This window comes from Escherichia sp. 93.1518, assembly GCF_013368915.2.
Classification (GTDB): Bacteria; Pseudomonadota; Gammaproteobacteria; order Enterobacterales; family Enterobacteriaceae; genus Escherichia; species Escherichia ruysiae.
This window is the reverse complement of sequence record NZ_JABWMT020000005.1, coordinates 138,218-154,202: the sequence shown is the minus strand read 5'-3', so window position 1 is coordinate 154,202 and position 15,985 is coordinate 138,218. Positions and strand designations below refer to the sequence as shown.

The 15,985-nt window shown below is 51.4% G+C and carries 14 protein-coding genes; 7 read left to right on the top strand and 7 right to left on the bottom strand.

Annotation, left to right across the window (positions count from 1 at the left end; translation table 11 throughout):
• Positions 1-229: 229 nt before the first annotated feature.
• Genes hofQ through hofM form a run of 5 tightly spaced genes read right to left on the bottom strand, consistent with a single transcriptional unit; the run spans position 230 to position 3,516 of the window.
• Positions 230-1,468, bottom strand: a complete 1,239-nt coding sequence (gene hofQ / locus HEN21_RS05705) for a DNA uptake porin HofQ (protein ID WP_071599064.1) — start codon at positions 1,466-1,468, stop codon at positions 230-232.
• Positions 1,380-1,784 carry a DUF2531 family protein gene (locus HEN21_RS05700; protein WP_176251750.1) on the bottom strand — a complete coding sequence of 135 codons (405 nt, stop codon included), beginning with the start codon at positions 1,782-1,784 and terminating at the stop codon, positions 1,380-1,382. Before HEN21_RS05700 ends, hofQ begins: the two co-directional genes overlap by 89 nt.
• On the bottom strand, positions 1,774-2,214 hold the full coding sequence (gene hofO, locus HEN21_RS05695; RefSeq protein WP_176251749.1) for a DNA utilization protein HofO: 441 nt from the start codon (positions 2,212-2,214) through the stop codon (positions 1,774-1,776). The genes HEN21_RS05700 and hofO overlap by 11 nt, the downstream gene beginning before the upstream one ends.
• Complete coding sequence (locus tag HEN21_RS05690) at positions 2,198-2,737, bottom strand: PilN domain-containing protein (RefSeq protein ID WP_176251748.1); 540 nt, start codon at positions 2,735-2,737, stop codon at positions 2,198-2,200. The genes hofO and HEN21_RS05690 overlap by 17 nt, the downstream gene beginning before the upstream one ends.
• Positions 2,737-3,516, bottom strand: coding sequence for a DNA utilization protein HofM (hofM, locus tag HEN21_RS05685; protein WP_176251747.1), 780 nt, complete (start codon positions 3,514-3,516; stop codon positions 2,737-2,739). Before hofM ends, HEN21_RS05690 begins: the two co-directional genes overlap by 1 nt.
• Before the next feature lie 119 nt (positions 3,517-3,635).
• On the opposite strand from hofM, the gene mrcA reads away from it, so the two are divergent.
• Positions 3,636-6,188, top strand: coding sequence for a peptidoglycan glycosyltransferase/peptidoglycan DD-transpeptidase MrcA (mrcA, locus tag HEN21_RS05680; RefSeq protein WP_016159535.1), 2,553 nt, complete (start codon positions 3,636-3,638; stop codon positions 6,186-6,188).
• A gap of 53 nt (positions 6,189-6,241) precedes the next feature.
• Positions 6,242-6,892, top strand: coding sequence for a hypothetical protein (locus HEN21_RS05675; protein WP_000781536.1), 651 nt, complete (start codon positions 6,242-6,244; stop codon positions 6,890-6,892).
• A 9-nt stretch (positions 6,893-6,901) separates the two neighbouring features.
• Here the strand turns inward: HEN21_RS05675 and nudE are convergent, their stop codons facing one another.
• Positions 6,902-7,462 (bottom strand): ADP compounds hydrolase NudE, encoded by a 561-nt coding sequence (nudE, locus tag HEN21_RS05670; protein ID WP_176251746.1) that lies wholly within the window; start codon positions 7,460-7,462, stop codon positions 6,902-6,904.
• A 321-nt stretch (positions 7,463-7,783) separates the two neighbouring features.
• Here nudE and igaA point away from each other — a divergent pair, with 321 nt between their 5' ends.
• The 4 genes from igaA to hslO all read left to right on the top strand — a co-directional run bounded on the left by igaA (position 7,784) and on the right by hslO (position 11,967).
• Positions 7,784-9,919 (top strand): intracellular growth attenuator protein IgaA, encoded by a 2,136-nt coding sequence (gene igaA, locus HEN21_RS05665; RefSeq protein ID WP_016159536.1) that lies wholly within the window; start codon positions 7,784-7,786, stop codon positions 9,917-9,919.
• A 64-nt stretch (positions 9,920-9,983) separates the two neighbouring features.
• Positions 9,984-10,652, top strand: coding sequence for a GMP/IMP nucleotidase (gene yrfG / locus HEN21_RS05660; protein WP_010351080.1), 669 nt, complete (start codon positions 9,984-9,986; stop codon positions 10,650-10,652).
• Positions 10,653-10,662: 10 nt separating this feature from the next.
• Positions 10,663-11,064, top strand: coding sequence for a ribosome-associated heat shock protein Hsp15 (gene hslR / locus HEN21_RS05655; RefSeq protein WP_000660491.1), 402 nt, complete (start codon positions 10,663-10,665; stop codon positions 11,062-11,064).
• Positions 11,065-11,088: 24 nt separating this feature from the next.
• Complete coding sequence (gene hslO, locus HEN21_RS05650; protein ID WP_096944142.1) at positions 11,089-11,967, top strand: Hsp33 family molecular chaperone HslO; 879 nt, start codon at positions 11,089-11,091, stop codon at positions 11,965-11,967.
• A gap of 143 nt (positions 11,968-12,110) precedes the next feature.
• On the opposite strand, the gene HEN21_RS05645 is transcribed toward hslO, so the two are convergent.
• Positions 12,111-13,832 (bottom strand): DUF4153 domain-containing protein, encoded by a 1,722-nt coding sequence (locus HEN21_RS05645; RefSeq protein WP_176251745.1) that lies wholly within the window; start codon positions 13,830-13,832, stop codon positions 12,111-12,113.
• A 376-nt stretch (positions 13,833-14,208) separates the two neighbouring features.
• Between HEN21_RS05645 and pckA the strand changes: the two genes are divergently transcribed.
• Positions 14,209-15,831 (top strand): phosphoenolpyruvate carboxykinase (ATP), encoded by a 1,623-nt coding sequence (pckA, locus tag HEN21_RS05640; RefSeq protein ID WP_001309803.1) that lies wholly within the window; start codon positions 14,209-14,211, stop codon positions 15,829-15,831.
• Positions 15,832-15,985 lie beyond the last annotated feature (154 nt).

Below are 15,985 nucleotides of genomic sequence, written 5' to 3'. Positions count from 1 at the left end.
GTCGCTGCAGGTGCACTGCCTTGCTATCACCGCTCTGGCGATAAATCACCGGGTAAGATTAGCCTAAAAAAGACAGCAAAATGCCGCGTGAAAGATAAATCACCATCATAAAACGCAGGTAACAAAGAGCACCAACTCTCAAATCGGTACTCCTTGTATGCTAAATACCTGCGCGCGTCAAATAGATGAAACATGTTCAGCATGAAAACATCGCCGTTTTCGCGGTAGTTTACTCACTGGAAACCAACCGTGGCGTGATAAATACCACTAACTCGCGTCGTTCATCTTCTTTTCCGTCATGACGAAATAATTGCCCGAACCAGGGGATGTCGCCCAACAGCGGTACGCTATCCTGACCCGATTTATTTTTACGGGTAAAAATGCCACCCAGTGCCAGCGTTTCTCCGCTTTTTACCTCAACTTGCGTTTCGATCTCCTGCTTATCAATCGCCAGCACTTCGCCATCAGCTTGTTGTAGCACCTGCCCCGGAACGTTCTGGCTGATGTGTAATTTCAGTCGGATGCGACCTTTTTGTAATACCGTGGGCGTGACCTCCATTCCCAGCACGGCCTCTTTAAATTCCACCGACGTCGCGCCGCTTTCACCACTGGAAACCTGATACGGGATCTCGCTCCCCTGTTTAATGCTGGCAGGCTGGAGATGTGAGGCCAGCAGACGCGGGCTGGCGATAATATCCAGTTGCTGTTTTTGTTCGAGCGCGGAAAGCTCCAGATCCAGTAAACGCCCGCTGATGCGCCCAATGTTAAAACCGACATGCGTTGTCGCCGTCGCTACGGAGAGATCGCTACCGAGCGTGGTCACTTGCCCAACGCCGCCAGTTTGTTGCGCATCGGCCAGCGTCCATTTCACCCCCAATTCCCGCAAACTTTTTTCATTAATGGTGACAATGTGCGCCGAAAGTTCAACCTGCCCGACCGGCAAATCCATTTGCGCTACCCATTGTTCCAGCGCACTTAACGCCGTTTTGTTATCACGCAGCAAAAGGCGATTAGTGCGTTTATCGACAGTCATGCTGCCTTTGGCGCTAAGTAGCTTCTCCCCAGCTTTCGCCAGCTCTCCGGCGTCGGCGTATTGCAGAGTAATATTGCGATTTTCCAGCGGCAGATTTGCCTGCACCCGCGCCTGTTCAGCCTCCTGACGGGCGATATTGTCATTCTGCCAGGCAACAGAATGCACTGAAAGAATGTTGCCTTCCTGGCGCGTTATCAGCCCGGCGCTTTTCACTACGGTTTGTAATGCCTGTTTCCAGGGAACGTCAGTGAGATGTAACGACACCGTACCGTTGACGTCTGGCGAAACCACCAGGTTTAACTTCTCCTGTTCAGCCAGCGCCTGTAACACCTGAGCCACCGGAACGTCATCCACCATCAGCGTCACTTTTTGCGGCTTTGCCGCCTGTACGCTGGGTATCATCATCAACAGTAGTGCGGCTATCCATTGCTTCATTTTTATCTCCTTGCCGTTGCCACAACCACTGTGGCGGTTCGCAGTTTTTTCCGGTTCCCAGCGTTAATGTTTCTGGCGTCAGTTGTAAAATTGTCCAGCCATTCTCCAGCACATCGTTTTGCTCCACCCGTCGCCATTTTTTTTGCCCATCTTTTATTACGCCAATAACGCGCTCGCCTCGCCCTACCATCCCCTGATAACGCCACTGGCTAAGTTCGCTTACCCGGCATAGATCCTCCGGCGGCTTAAAAGGGTCGCGCATACCGGTTAAAAGACACAAGGCAATGCCTACCAACAACCAGCGTTTAACCCTCATGCGGCATCTCCAGTTGTAGCGTGAACAAAAGATCGCCACCTTCCACGCTTAACAAAAAACGGCTCACGCTGACGTTGCGCTCTGCCAGTCGTGTAAATGCCGACGGCACAGCTTCCCAGAACGTTTTCAACGCCAACTCGCCTCCCTGAGCGGATGGATGCCAGTAAAGCAGTTGCGCGCCGGGCAACTGAAAATCCAGTGGCGAAAAGGGCAACGTCTTTTCTTCAATGATGGGAGTGGTGTCTACCAGGCGATACAGTGCAGTCCATTGCTGGTGATTACTTGCCCGCAGTCGAATTAATGCGTCACTCTCTTCATGGTGTGTCGATGAAAGAAAAATGAGCGTAGCTAACATCAGCAACCAGACTGCCCAGCAAAACTGGCGGATATGGGATGATGTGGCGAACCACCAGTCAAAGAGAGTGTTCATCACTAACCGTCCTTGTTAACTGATACTCAAATTGCCAGCGACCTTGAGCATCCTGCTGCGTGGCTCCACGCTGATTGAGCTGAAAAGAAGTATCCTGGCGGAGTGCTTTTTCCAGTGCATTTAACGCAGTAATGTTCGTCGCAAGTCCCTTTACCTCCAACGTTCCTTGCTGCCAGCTTATCGTTGTCAGCCAGGCCTGTTCGGGAAAAAGTGCCGCCAGTGACTCCAGCGCAGATTGCCAGTCGCGGGTAAATTGTCGCTGGCGCTGACGTTGCAAACGCTGTTCGCGTAATTGTTGGCGTTCCAGCAAACGGGGTTTACTGGTTTGTAGGGTGCTGGCGCGTTGTTGTTCCGCCTGAAGCAAAACAGCGTCAACGCGTACTTCAGCGTTGGTTGTCAAACGCAGCATTAGCGTTATCCCGACAACCAGCAGCAGAGGAGCAACGAACATCAGCAACCAGAAGCGAAGAAAGGCCGTCCGGCGTTGCTCTCGCCATGGCAAAAAATTGATTGGCGGATTCATCAGCCCCCCTCCCCAAGCGCCAGCCCCAGCGCGATAGCGAAATCTCCACCTGGCGGCGGTAGCGGCGGCTGACGCACAGAAACCGCATTCCAGGGGTCAAATCCGCCTTCACCGCATATCGCGAGACTTTCAGAATTAATGGCTAACGTCGCGGCCAGTTCATTCGCGCTTGTCATCCCTGCCGCCAGTTTGCGCCCCCAGCTATAACGTGTCGCCCATAGCCACTGTTCGTTATCACGCCAGGCCAGACATTGCTGATGAGAAGGTAAAAAAGGCAGGAATCGCTGCAAAGCGCAGGCGTCTGGGGTAATCGCACTAACGTGAATACGCAATCTTTCTGCCAGGCTAAGCAGCGTTGCCAGCTCTTTGCTTTGCGCAGCGGTCACGTTATAGGCGGGACTTAGCGAATCTTCGCTGTAATCAAAGCGCAGGGAGTCCGGTTCCATATCCAGCTCGCGAGCCATCGTGCCTGTCAACCAGGCCATTTGCTCTCGTTCGCCCAGGGACATTGCCGGACGCGGAAATGCCCTTTGTAACGTTCGGCTAGCGGGAAATGCCAACATAATGTGATGACGGTGTGGCAGTTCACGACTCCACGGTAACAACGTTTTAGTCAGCCGTTCCGCGTCAATAATGCGCCCATCTTTGATAATGTCGGTCGCCAGCGGCAAACGCCACCAGCGTTGCAAAAAGCATTCTTTCGCGCCACGCACGATAGCAACCGCCACCGCTTCTTGCTGTTGTAAATGCAAACCAATTTGCCAGGTCTTAAATGCCATTGTGATGATCTCCTTATCCCCCGTCACTCTGACGGGTATATCAATGCGTCTGGCTTGCCTTTATACTACCGCGCGTTTGTTTATAAACTGCCCAAATGAAACTAAATGGGAAATTTCCAGTGAAGTTCGTAAAGTATTTATTGATCCTTGCAGTCTGTTGCATTCTGCTGGGAGCAGGCTCGATTTATGGCCTCTACCGCTACATCGAGCCACAACTGCCGGATGTGGCGACATTAAAAGATGTACGCCTGCAAATTCCGATGCAGATTTACAGCGCCGATGGCGAGCTAATTGCTCAATACGGTGAAAAACGTCGTATTCCGGTTACGTTGGATCAAATCCCGCCGGAAATGGTGAAAGCCTTTATTGCGACGGAAGATAGCCGCTTCTACGAGCATCACGGAGTTGACCCTGTGGGGATCTTCCGTGCGGCAAGCGTGGCGCTGTTCTCCGGTCACGCATCGCAAGGGGCGAGCACCATCACCCAACAACTGGCGAGAAACTTCTTCCTGAGTCCAGAACGCACGCTAATGCGTAAAATTAAGGAAGTCTTCCTCGCGATTCGTATTGAACAGTTGCTGACGAAAGACGAGATCCTCGAGCTTTATCTGAACAAGATTTATCTCGGTTACCGCGCCTATGGTGTCGGTGCTGCGGCACAAGTCTATTTCGGTAAAACCGTCGATCAATTGACGTTGAACGAAATGGCGGTGATTGCCGGGCTGCCTAAAGCCCCTTCCACCTTCAACCCGCTCTATTCAATGGATCGAGCCGTCGCGCGGCGTAACGTCGTGCTGTCGCGAATGCTGGACGAAGGGTATATCACCCAACAGCAGCTTGATGAGACTCGCACCGAAGCGATTAACGCCAACTATCACGCACCGGAGATCGCTTTCTCAGCGCCGTATCTCACCGAAATGGTACGTCAGGAGATGTATAACCGTTACGGCGAAAACGCTTATGAAGACGGCTATCGCATTTACACGACCATTACCCGCAAAGTGCAGCAGGCCGCACAGCAAGCCGTGCGTAATAACGTACTGGACTACGACATGCGTCACGGCTATCGCGGCCCGGCCAATGTGCTGTGGAAAGTAGGTGAATCAGCGTGGGATGACAAAAAGATTACCGATACGCTGAAGGCGCTGCCAACCTATGGTCCGCTGCTACCTGCCGCTGTCACCCGCGCCAACCCGCAGGAAGCGACAGCAATGCTGGCGGACGGAACATCTGTGACGCTGCGTATGGAAGGGATTCGCTGGGCACGGCCTTATCGTTCCGATACTCAGCAGGGACCGACGCCGCGTAAAGTGACCGATGTTGTGCAAACAGGCCAGCAAATCTGGGTTCGCCAGGTGGGCGATGCCTGGTGGCTGGCACAGGTGCCGGAAGTAAACTCGGCGCTGGTATCGATCAATCCACAAAACGGCGCGGTTATGGCGTTAGTCGGTGGCTTTGACTTCAACCAAAGCAAATTTAACCGCGCTACCCAGGCACTGCGTCAGGTTGGTTCGAATATCAAGCCGTTCCTCTACACCGCTGCGATGGATAAAGGTCTGACGCTGGCAAGTATGTTGAACGATGTGCCGATTTCCCGCTGGGACGCAGGCGCGGGTTCTGACTGGCAGCCGAAAAACTCACCGCCGCAGTACGCCGGTCCAATCCGTTTACGTCAGGGGCTGGGTCAGTCGAAAAACGTGGTAATGGTACGTGCGATGCGAGCGATGGGCGTGGACTATGCCGCAGAGTATTTGCAACGCTTCGGCTTCCCGGCACAAAACATTGTCCACACTGAATCGCTGGCACTGGGTTCCGCTTCCTTCACGCCGTTGCAGGTGGCGCGCGGGTACGCAGTGATGGCTAATGGTGGCTTCCTGGTCGACCCCTGGTTTATCAGCAAAATTGAAAACGACCAGGGCGGCGTGATTTTCGAAGCGAAACCGAAAGTAGCCTGCCCGGAATGTGATATTCCGGTGATTTACGGCGATACGCAAAAATCGAACGTGCTGGAAAACAGCGACGTTGAAGACGTGGCTATCTCTCGCGAACAGCAGAATGTTTCTGTTCCGATGCCGCAGCTTGAGCAGGCAAATCAGGCATTAGTGGCGAAGACTGGCGCGCCAGAATACGCTCCACACGTCATCAGCACACCGCTGGCATTCCTGATTAAGAGCGCCCTGAACACCAATATTTTTGGTGAACCAGGCTGGCAAGGCACCGGCTGGCGCGCAGGTCGTGATTTGCAACGTCATGATATCGGCGGGAAAACCGGGACGACTAACAGTTCGAAAGATGCGTGGTTTTCGGGTTACGGTCCGGGCGTTGTGACCTCGGTATGGATTGGCTTTGACGATCACCGTCGTAATCTCGGTCACACCACGGCTTCCGGGGCGATTAAAGATCAAATCTCCGGTTACGAAGGCGGTGCGAAGAGCGCCCAACCAGCATGGGACGCTTATATGAAAGCCGTTCTGGAAGGTGTACCGGAACAACCGCTGACGCCGCCGCCAGGTATTGTGACGGTGAATATTGATCGCAGCACCGGGCAACTGGCCAACGGCGGCAACAGCCGCGAAGAGTACTTCATTGAAGGTACACAGCCTACACAGCAGGCGGTGCGCGAGGTGGGAACGACCATTATCGATAATGGTGAGGCACAGGAATTGTTCTAAAAACGACGCCCGGCAGCGTTAATGTTGCCGGGCTTTTACTATGGAAGATGTCGATGAAAATGGAAAGTCACTCTCCTTCTCCTTCGGAGAATTGCAGCGAAAGTAATCGTCAGTTCACCCGGCAATATGCCCCATTCAGCCTTAACCAGACTGATTTTCTAACCATCTACGGCCTTGTTTTACGAAGGTATCATCCCGATAAAGTGCCACGCCTACACAAAGCGGCTCTCTATGACATCATTGCTGTCACGTTTTTCTTGCTATTCCCTGCATCTCTCGTGATTTTAGGGATATTTAATATAGAAATTGAATTATCAGTCTGGAATAACGTCACCGATGACCTTCTGTTTATCCTCAATAAAAACAAAGTATTAGTTATCGTATTTTGGCTACATGGTATGTTTTTTTCAGTAAAGACCTACTGGACAAGGTATAAGCAGAAAAAAGCACAGTCTGATATCTACAATCAAAACGCAATAACGGAAGGATTGAACTTTCAAATCGATGAGACTGGTGTTAAATGCTGGAAAAAATCTGGCACCCACAGCTTTTGTGTCTGGTCAGAGATAAATGACCTTATCCCCTATAAAGATATATTTGTATTGGTTATGAACAAGTCAAGTTTTATATGGCTGAGTGATAAAGAAGAGGAAGCACTGGCGTTTATTCACGAAAAACTCGCCCAGTCACGCCAGCCTGCATAACCAGGGGCTTTACAACCGCCCCTGCCCCTTCAACCACTCGCGCACGAGGAACAGCGCACTGACATTGCGCGCTTCATTGAAGTCAGGCTCTTCGAGCAAATCCATCATATGCGCCAGCGGCCAGCGAACCTGCGGTAGTGGCTCTGGTTCGTCGCCTTCCAGCGATTCAGGGTAAAGATCCTGCGCCACCACGATATTCATTTTGCTGGAGAAGTAAGACGGTGCCATGCTGAGTTTCTTCAAAAAAGTCAGATCCCTTGCGCCAAATCCCACTTCTTCTTTGAGTTCGCGGTTTGCCGCTTCATAGACACTTTCACCGGGGTCAATTAACCCTTTCGAAAATCCTAACTCGTAGGATTCGGTTCCCACCGCGTATTCGCGGATCAAAATCAGGTGATCGTCCACAATTGGCACAATCATCACGGCTTCCCGGTTGGTTGGACGCATTCGTTCATAAACACGCCGCACGCCGTTGCTGAACTCCAGATCCACGCTTTCGATGGTAAACAATCGGGAACGGGCTACAGTTTCAACATTCAGAATGGTGGGTTTTTGTAATGATTTGCTCATCGTGGAATCTATGCTGTGAAATCAGCAGTTATTGTGCGATATCGGACACGCATTCGGCAATGTGAATTGCATGTTATTTACATTTACGTAACTTAATAAATAATCATTCTCAAATCAAATTAAAAGTCAATAGGTTGAAATAACTCCAGGAATTTGCTGATATTCCGCCCTCAGAGGGTTTGCTATGATCACCGGTCACTGGGATGCGCTTAATGATGCTCAAGTTCAACTCCACGCTTGCCGATAGCCAACCGCAGAATCCTATATTGTGTCCAGGATGCGACTAATCACACCTGACAAATTAAGTAAGATGGGGAAAGCATGAGCACCATTGTGATTTTTTTAGCTGCTTTGCTGGCCTGCTCACTACTTGCGGGATGGCTGATAAAGGTGCGCTCCAGACGGCGTCAACTGCCCTGGACTAACGCCTTCGCTGATGCGCAAACGCGCAAACTCATGCCTGAAGAACGTAGCGCCGTTGAAAATTATCTCGACAGCCTGACGCAGGTTTTGCAGGTTCCTGGCCCGACGGGTGCCAGCGCAGCCCCCGTTTCACTGACGCTGAACGCTGAAAGCAACAACGTCATGATGCTGACACACGCCATCACGCGTTATGGCATTTCGACCGACGATCCTAACAAATGGCGTTATTATCTCGATTCGGTGGAAGTCCACCTGCCCCCGTTCTGGGAGCAGTACATCAACGATGAAAATAGCGTTGAACTGATCCATACCGATTCGCTGCCGCTGGTTATTTCTCTCAACGGTCATACGCTGCAAGAGTACATGCAGGAAACTCGCGGCTATGCGTTACAGCCTGTCCCGTCAACGCAGGCGTCGATTCGCGGTGAAGAAAGCGAGCAAATCGAACTGCTCAATATTCGCAAAGAAACGCATGAAGAGTATGCGCTTAGTCGCCCGCGTGGGCTACGCGAAGCGTTGCTGATTGTCGCCTCTTTCCTGATGTTCTTTTTCTGCCTGATTACCCCGGATGTATTTGTCCCGTGGCTGGCTGGCGGCGCGTTACTGCTGCTGGGAGCTGGTCTGTGGGGGCTATTTGCGCCACCAGCAAAATCATCCCTGCGGGAGATCCACTGTCTGCGTGGTACGCCGCGTCGTTGGGGATTGTTTGGCGAAAACGATCAGGAACAGATCAACAATATTTCGCTCGGTATTATCGACCTGGTCTATCCCGCACACTGGCAGCCTTATATTGCGCAGGATCTGGGGCAGCAAACGGATATCGATATCTATCTTGATCGGCACGTGGTACGTCAGGGACGCTATCTTTCACTGCATGACGAAGTTAAAAACTTCCCGCTGCAACACTGGCTACGCAGTACGATTATCGCAGTGGGTTCGCTGCTGGTGCTGTTTATGCTGCTGTTCTGGGTTCCACTGGATATGCCGCTGAAATTCACCCTCTCGTGGATGAAAGGTGCGCAGACCATTGAAGCCACCAGCGTTAAACAACTGGCAGATGCCGGAGTACGTGTAGGCGATACCTTACGTCTTAGCGGTACAGGGATGTGTAATATCCGCACGTCAGGCACCTGGAGCGCGAAAACCAATTCACCGTTTTTACCATTTGACTGCTCGCAGATCATCTGGAATGACGCCCGTTCATTGCCATTACCAGAATCTGAGCTGGTCAACAAGGCCACGGCACTGACCGAGGCAGTAAACCGCCAGTTGCACCCGAAACCGGATGATGAATCTCGCGTCAGCGCCACATTGCGTTCAGCAATTCAGAAATCCGGCATGGTACTGCTCGATGACTTTGGCGACATCGTGCTGAAAACCGCCGATCTCTGTGCCGCCAAAGATGATTGTGTTCGGTTGAAAAATGCGCTGGTGAATCTCGGCAACAGTAAGGACTGGGACGCACTGGTAAAACGCGCTAACGCTGGAAAACTCGACGGCGTGAATGTGTTACTCCGCCCGGTGAGCGCAGAATCACTCGATAACCTGGTGGAAACCTCCACAGCACCATTCATTACTCATGAAACGGCGCGAGCGGCGCAATCACTGAATAGCCCGGCACCGGGAGGATTCCTGATTGTCAGCGACGAAGGCAGCGATTTTGTTGATCAGCCCTGGCCTTCGGCATCACTTTACGACTACCCGCCGCAAGAACAGTGGAACGCTTTCCAGAAACTGGCGCAAATGCTGATGCATACGCCGTTTAACGCCGAAGGTATCGTCACCAATATTTTTACCGATGCCAACGGTACGCAGCATATCGGCTTGCACCCCATCCCGGATCGCTCCGGCCTGTGGCGCTATCTGGGCACGACATTGCTGTTGCTGACGATGCTGGGCAGTGCCATCTATAATGGCGTACAGGCCTGGCGTCGTTATCACCGTCATCGTACTCGCATGATGGAAATTCAGGCCTATTATGAAAGCTGCCTGAATCCACAACTGATCACCCCTTCAGAAAGCCTTATCGAATAACACGTTTGCGCGGCAGGTTATGCTACCCTGTCGCGCAAATTGCTTCACTCTGGAGATTTCCCTCATGCATATCAACATTGCCTGGCAGGACGTAGATACCGTTCTGCTGGATATGGACGGCACGTTGCTCGACCTCGCCTTCGATAACTATTTCTGGCAAACGCTGGTGCCTGAAACCTGGGGCGCGAAAAACGGGGTCACGCCACAGGAAGCGATGGAATATATGCGCCAGCAATATCACGACGTGCAGCATACGCTAAACTGGTACTGTCTTGATTACTGGAGTGAGCAACTGGGTCTGGATATCTGTGCGATGACCACCGAGATGGGACCGCGCGCCGTACTGCGTGAAGATACCATTCCGTTTCTTGAGGCACTTAAAGCCAGCGGTAAGCAGCGAATTTTGCTCACCAACGCGCATCCGCATAACCTGGCGGTAAAACTTGAGCATACCGGTCTCGACGCGCACCTTGATTTATTACTTTCCACCCACACATTTGGTTATCCGAAAGAGGATCAGCGGTTATGGAATGCGGTGGCCGAAGCTACGGGTCTGAAAGCTGAAAGAACGCTGTTTATCGATGACAGCGAAGCGATTCTCGATGCTGCCGCGCAATTTGGTATTCGTTACTGCCTCGGCGTCACTAATCCCGACTCAGGGATTGCTGAAAAACAGTATCAGCGCCATCCGTCACTGAATGACTACCGCCGCCTGATCCCCTCGCTAATGTGAAGGAGACGCCATGAAAGAAAAACCTGCTGTTGAGGTTCGACTGGATAAATGGCTATGGGCCGCCCGTTTTTACAAAACCCGCGCGCTGGCTCGTGAAATGATCGAAGGCGGTAAGGTGCATTACAACGGGCAGCGCAGTAAGCCGAGTAAAGTCGTCGAACTGAATGCCACGCTCACTCTACGCCAGGGAAATGACGAGCGAACGGTAATCGTGAAGGCGATTACTGAACAGCGTCGCCCCGCCAGCGAGGCAGCCTTGCTGTATGAAGAGACTGCACAAAGTGTAGAGAAACGCGAAAAAATGGCGCTGGCACGTAAACTTAATGCCTTAACCATGCCGCATCCGGACCGACGCCCGGACAAAAAAGAGCGCCGCGACCTGTTACGATTTAAACACGGCGACAGTGAATAACTGTCACCTGCAAGAGAGATGATTATGCCGCAACATGACCAATTACATCGTTATCTGTTTGAAAACTTTGCCGTTCGCGGCGAACTGGTAACCGTTTCGGAAACCCTGCAACAGATCCTTGAGAATCACGATTACCCGCAGCCCGTTAAAAACGTGCTGGCAGAACTGCTGGTTGCGACCAGCCTGTTAACCGCTACGCTGAAGTTTGATGGTGATATCACCGTACAGCTGCAAGGCGACGGCCCGATGAATCTGGCGGTTATTAACGGTAACAACAACCAGCAGATGCGTGGCGTGGCGCGCGTACAGGGCGAAATTCCGGAAAATGCTGACCTGAAAACGCTGGTTGGCAATGGTTACGTGGTGATCACAATTACTCCAAGCGAAGGTGAACGCTATCAGGGCGTGGTTGGTCTGGAAGGTGATACCCTGGCGGCCTGCCTGGAAGATTACTTTATACGTTCTGAACAGCTGCCGACGCGCCTGTTTATTCGCACCGGCGACGTAGATGGCAAACCGGCTGCGGGCGGTATGTTGTTGCAGGTAATGCCTGCGCAAAATGCCCAGCAGGACGACTTCGACCATCTGGCGACGCTAACCGAAACCATCAAAACCGAAGAACTGCTGACCTTACCGGCAAACGAAGTGTTGTGGCGTTTGTATCACGAAGAAGAGGTGACGGTTTACGATCCGCAGGATGTTGAGTTCAAATGCACCTGCTCGCGTGAACGTTGCGCCGATGCGCTGAAAACGCTGCCGGATGAAGAAGTGGATAGCATCCTGGCGGAAGATGGCGAAATTGACATGCATTGTGATTACTGCGGTAACCACTATCTGTTCAATGCGATGGATATTGCCGAGATCCGCAACAACGCGTCTCCGGCAGATCCGCAGGTGCATTAATTAGTTTTTCCGGCGGAGATAACTCTGCCGGATTTCATGACGCAATTGCCTGATGCGTTGCGCTTATCAGGCCGACGGTATAAATCGCAAGTTATTGTAGGTCAGCTAAAGCGCCGCATCCGGCAAAAATTAGATACGCGTTGTCATTCATTCAGATTCAAATCCAGCGTTTCACCATCCACCGTAAGATTGCGCCACGTTTTAGGCTTCGTCCCCAGTTTTCCTTCCTTCGCGGCAGTGAGTAATTTCTCTTTCGTTATTTCACGCGGAAGTAAACTCATCGCAAGCTCTTGCCATTCTTTCTTGTCAGGATCAAAGCCATAAACAACATATCTTTCATCATTAAAAGCGAAAAGGATCCTCTCTGCCCTGCCATCACTATTCAGATCTTGCTCGACCAGTACGCAGGCGTCTTTTTCAATACAGGTCATCACGTTATAGCGTTCTTTGATTAAGGCCGACCAGAATGTCGCATCCGGTTTACCTGAACCTGGGGCAATTAACACATTATCGGCTAATGCTTTTTCCGATACCTGCTGAAGATGTTGCTCCCCATCAAACGCCATTAGCAGATCCCGCGCGCGTTTCGGGTCTTTCATATACCTGGCATCGCTTTTCAGCGACTCAAGCGCAGCACGTCCATAGCGACCGCTCTGCTCGAGCATGTAGATACTTACCTGGTCTGGCGTGTTTTTGCCGCTCTGATAACGCGCCATATGACTGTTCACGCTAATACGCATACTGTCCAGCACCGGCGAATTAAGAAGCACCAGTATCGCCAGCACCAATAACGAAACCGTAAGGTTCACTTTGCTCTGAAAAACAAGGGGATTTTGCCCTTTACGCCAGACAATACTGACAAAATATCCCAGCGACCAAACCAGTAACACCACCACAACCAACACACCATGCAAGCGTTCCGTAGTCCAGCCGTACTGAGCGACCCGCAGCCATAACGCCCAGGCGGCGACTAACACATACAATGGGGCGACCAGCAGAGCGGTTTTAATCAGGCAACGCAACGGACCAGTCCAGGGAAGTGACGCTTTTTGCGGATCGCGGACAATGGTCATTAAGAGCAATTGCAAAAAGGCCAGCGTCAAAAGCAACCCGGCAGCGGAGATGTGGCGAGAAATCGCGCTCAGGCCCGTAAACGGCAGGGTGATAATAAACATCAGGGTTAGCAATGATACTAACGGCAGCAACCCCGTGGCGATTAACGTGGACAACTTTTGAATGGAGTCGATTAAACGAGACTGTGTCCGCGCAAGGATCACCGCCAGTGCGGTAACCAGACCTGACGTAAGATAAATAAACCAGTCGGTTGTAAAAAAGAGCGTTTTAAAAAACGTGATGCCAACGAGTTTAAATAACTCACTCCACAGTAAAAGCACCAGCCACGTCAGGCCATTGGCGATAAAAATCACCAATAATATAAGTACGTTATGCCATACCGACTGGTAAAAATAGCTATAGCGGGTATTGTCATTACGCTCACGCAGACTCTGTTGTATCCACGGCAGCAACATCATTCCCATCAGCAGCAGATAACACCCAAAATCCCAAAGCGCCTTTTCCGCTCTCCAGGGACTCATGCCATCAATTTGCCACTTCAGCCAGCCGCTCATCCCGAGAGTGGCAATCAACACTATCGCCAGCCATCCCCAAAGTCGCTTCTGTTTGAAGGACACTACAGAAAATAACAAAACGGATGAAAGCGCCACGGTCGCAGGTACGCCATAAACTATCCAACTGTTATTTTTACTGGCAAGCCAGGAGATCAGCAGGTAGCAAACTAATCCCTGGAGTAATCCGGTAGCAACCATTCCCCTGCGTGTCGCGGGTGAAAGCTCAACGTTTTCCATGTTGGTTATCCAGAATCAAAAGGAGAGGTAATTATCGCATCCAGGCAGGACTAATTTGCTTTTTTCAGAAAGTAATCAAAAAAAGTTAGTGTGGTGAATCGATACTTTACTCATTGAATTTGCATCAATTTCACTCAGGAATGCGATTACACTCACAACATTCTCGCCATATAAACTAAGTTTTAACCTTTTAGGAACATTTTCCACACCTAAAATGCTATTTCTGCGATAATACCAACCGTTTCGTGACAGGAATCACGGAGTTTTGTCAAATATGAATTTCTCCAGATACGTAAATCTATGAGCCTTGTCGCGGTTAACACCCCCAAAAAGACTTTACTATTCAGGCAATACATATTGGCTAAGGAGCAGTGAAATGCGCGTTAACAATGGTTTGACCCCGCAAGAACTCGAGGCTTATGGTATCAGTGACGTACATGATATCGTTTACAACCCAAGCTACGACCTGCTGTATCAGGAAGAGCTCGATCCGAGCCTGACCGGTTATGAGCGCGGGGTGTTAACTAATCTGGGCGCCGTTGCCGTCGATACCGGAATCTTCACCGGTCGTTCACCAAAAGATAAGTATATCGTCCGTGACGATACCACTCGCGATACCTTCTGGTGGGCAGACAAAGGCAAAGGTAAGAACGACAACAAACCTCTCTCCCCTGAAACCTGGCAGCATCTGAAAGGCCTGGTGACCAAACAGCTTTCCGGCAAACGTCTGTTTGTCGTTGACGCTTTCTGTGGTGCTAACCCGGACACGCGTCTTTCCGTCCGGTTCATCACCGAAGTGGCCTGGCAGGCGCATTTCGTCAAAAACATGTTTATTCGCCCAAGCGATGAAGAGCTGGCAGGTTTCAAACCAGACTTTATCGTCATGAACGGCGCGAAGTGCACCAACCCGCAGTGGAAAGAACAGGGCCTGAACTCTGAAAACTTCGTCGCGTTTAACCTGACTGAACGTATGCAGCTGATTGGCGGCACCTGGTACGGCGGCGAAATGAAGAAAGGGATGTTCTCGATGATGAACTACCTGCTGCCGCTGAAAGGCATTGCCTCCATGCACTGCTCCGCCAACGTTGGCGAGAAAGGTGATGTTGCGGTGTTCTTCGGCCTTTCCGGCACGGGTAAAACCACCCTTTCCACCGACCCGAAACGTCGCCTGATTGGCGATGACGAGCACGGCTGGGATGATGACGGCGTGTTTAACTTCGAAGGCGGCTGCTACGCGAAAACCATCAAGCTGTCAAAAGAAGCAGAACCTGAAATCTACAACGCCATCCGTCGCGATGCGCTGCTGGAAAACGTCACCGTGCGTGAAGATGGTACTATCGACTTTGATGATGGTTCAAAAACCGAGAACACTCGCGTTTCTTATCCGATCTATCACATCGAAAATATCGTTAAGCCGGTCTCCAAAGCAGGCCACGCAACTAAAGTTATCTTCCTGACCGCAGACGCCTTTGGTGTGCTGCCGCCGGTTTCTCGTCTGACTGCCGATCAAACCCAGTACCACTTCCTCTCTGGCTTCACCGCCAAACTGGCCGGTACTGAACGCGGCATCACCGAACCGACGCCAACCTTCTCCGCCTGCTTCGGCGCGGCGTTCCTGTCGCTGCACCCGACGCAGTACGCAGAAGTGCTGGTGAAACGTATGCAGGCAGCGGGCGCGCAGGCGTATCTGGTTAACACCGGCTGGAACGGCACTGGCAAACGTATCTCGATTAAAGATACCCGCGCCATTATCGACGCTATTCTGAATGGTTCGCTGGATAACGCAGAAACCTTCACTCTGCCAATGTTTAACCTGGCGATCCCGACCGAACTGCCAGGCGTTGACACGAAAATCCTCGATCCGCGTAATACCTACGCTTCTCCGGAACAGTGGCAGGAAAAAGCTGAAACGCTGGCGAAACTGTTTATCGACAACTTCGATAAATATACCGACACCCCTGCGGGTGCTGCGCTGGTAGCGGCTGGTCCGAAGCTGTAATCGGTTAAGTTAAGTGACGAAATCCCCCGTTTCGCGAGATGCGGGGGATTCTTTATAGTAGAAAGGAAGCATCAATGAGCTACGATTTAATGGTGTTTGAACGTAGTGCAGCCCCGCCCTTCGAAATTTTTACTCAACTCTGATTCAAACCTTC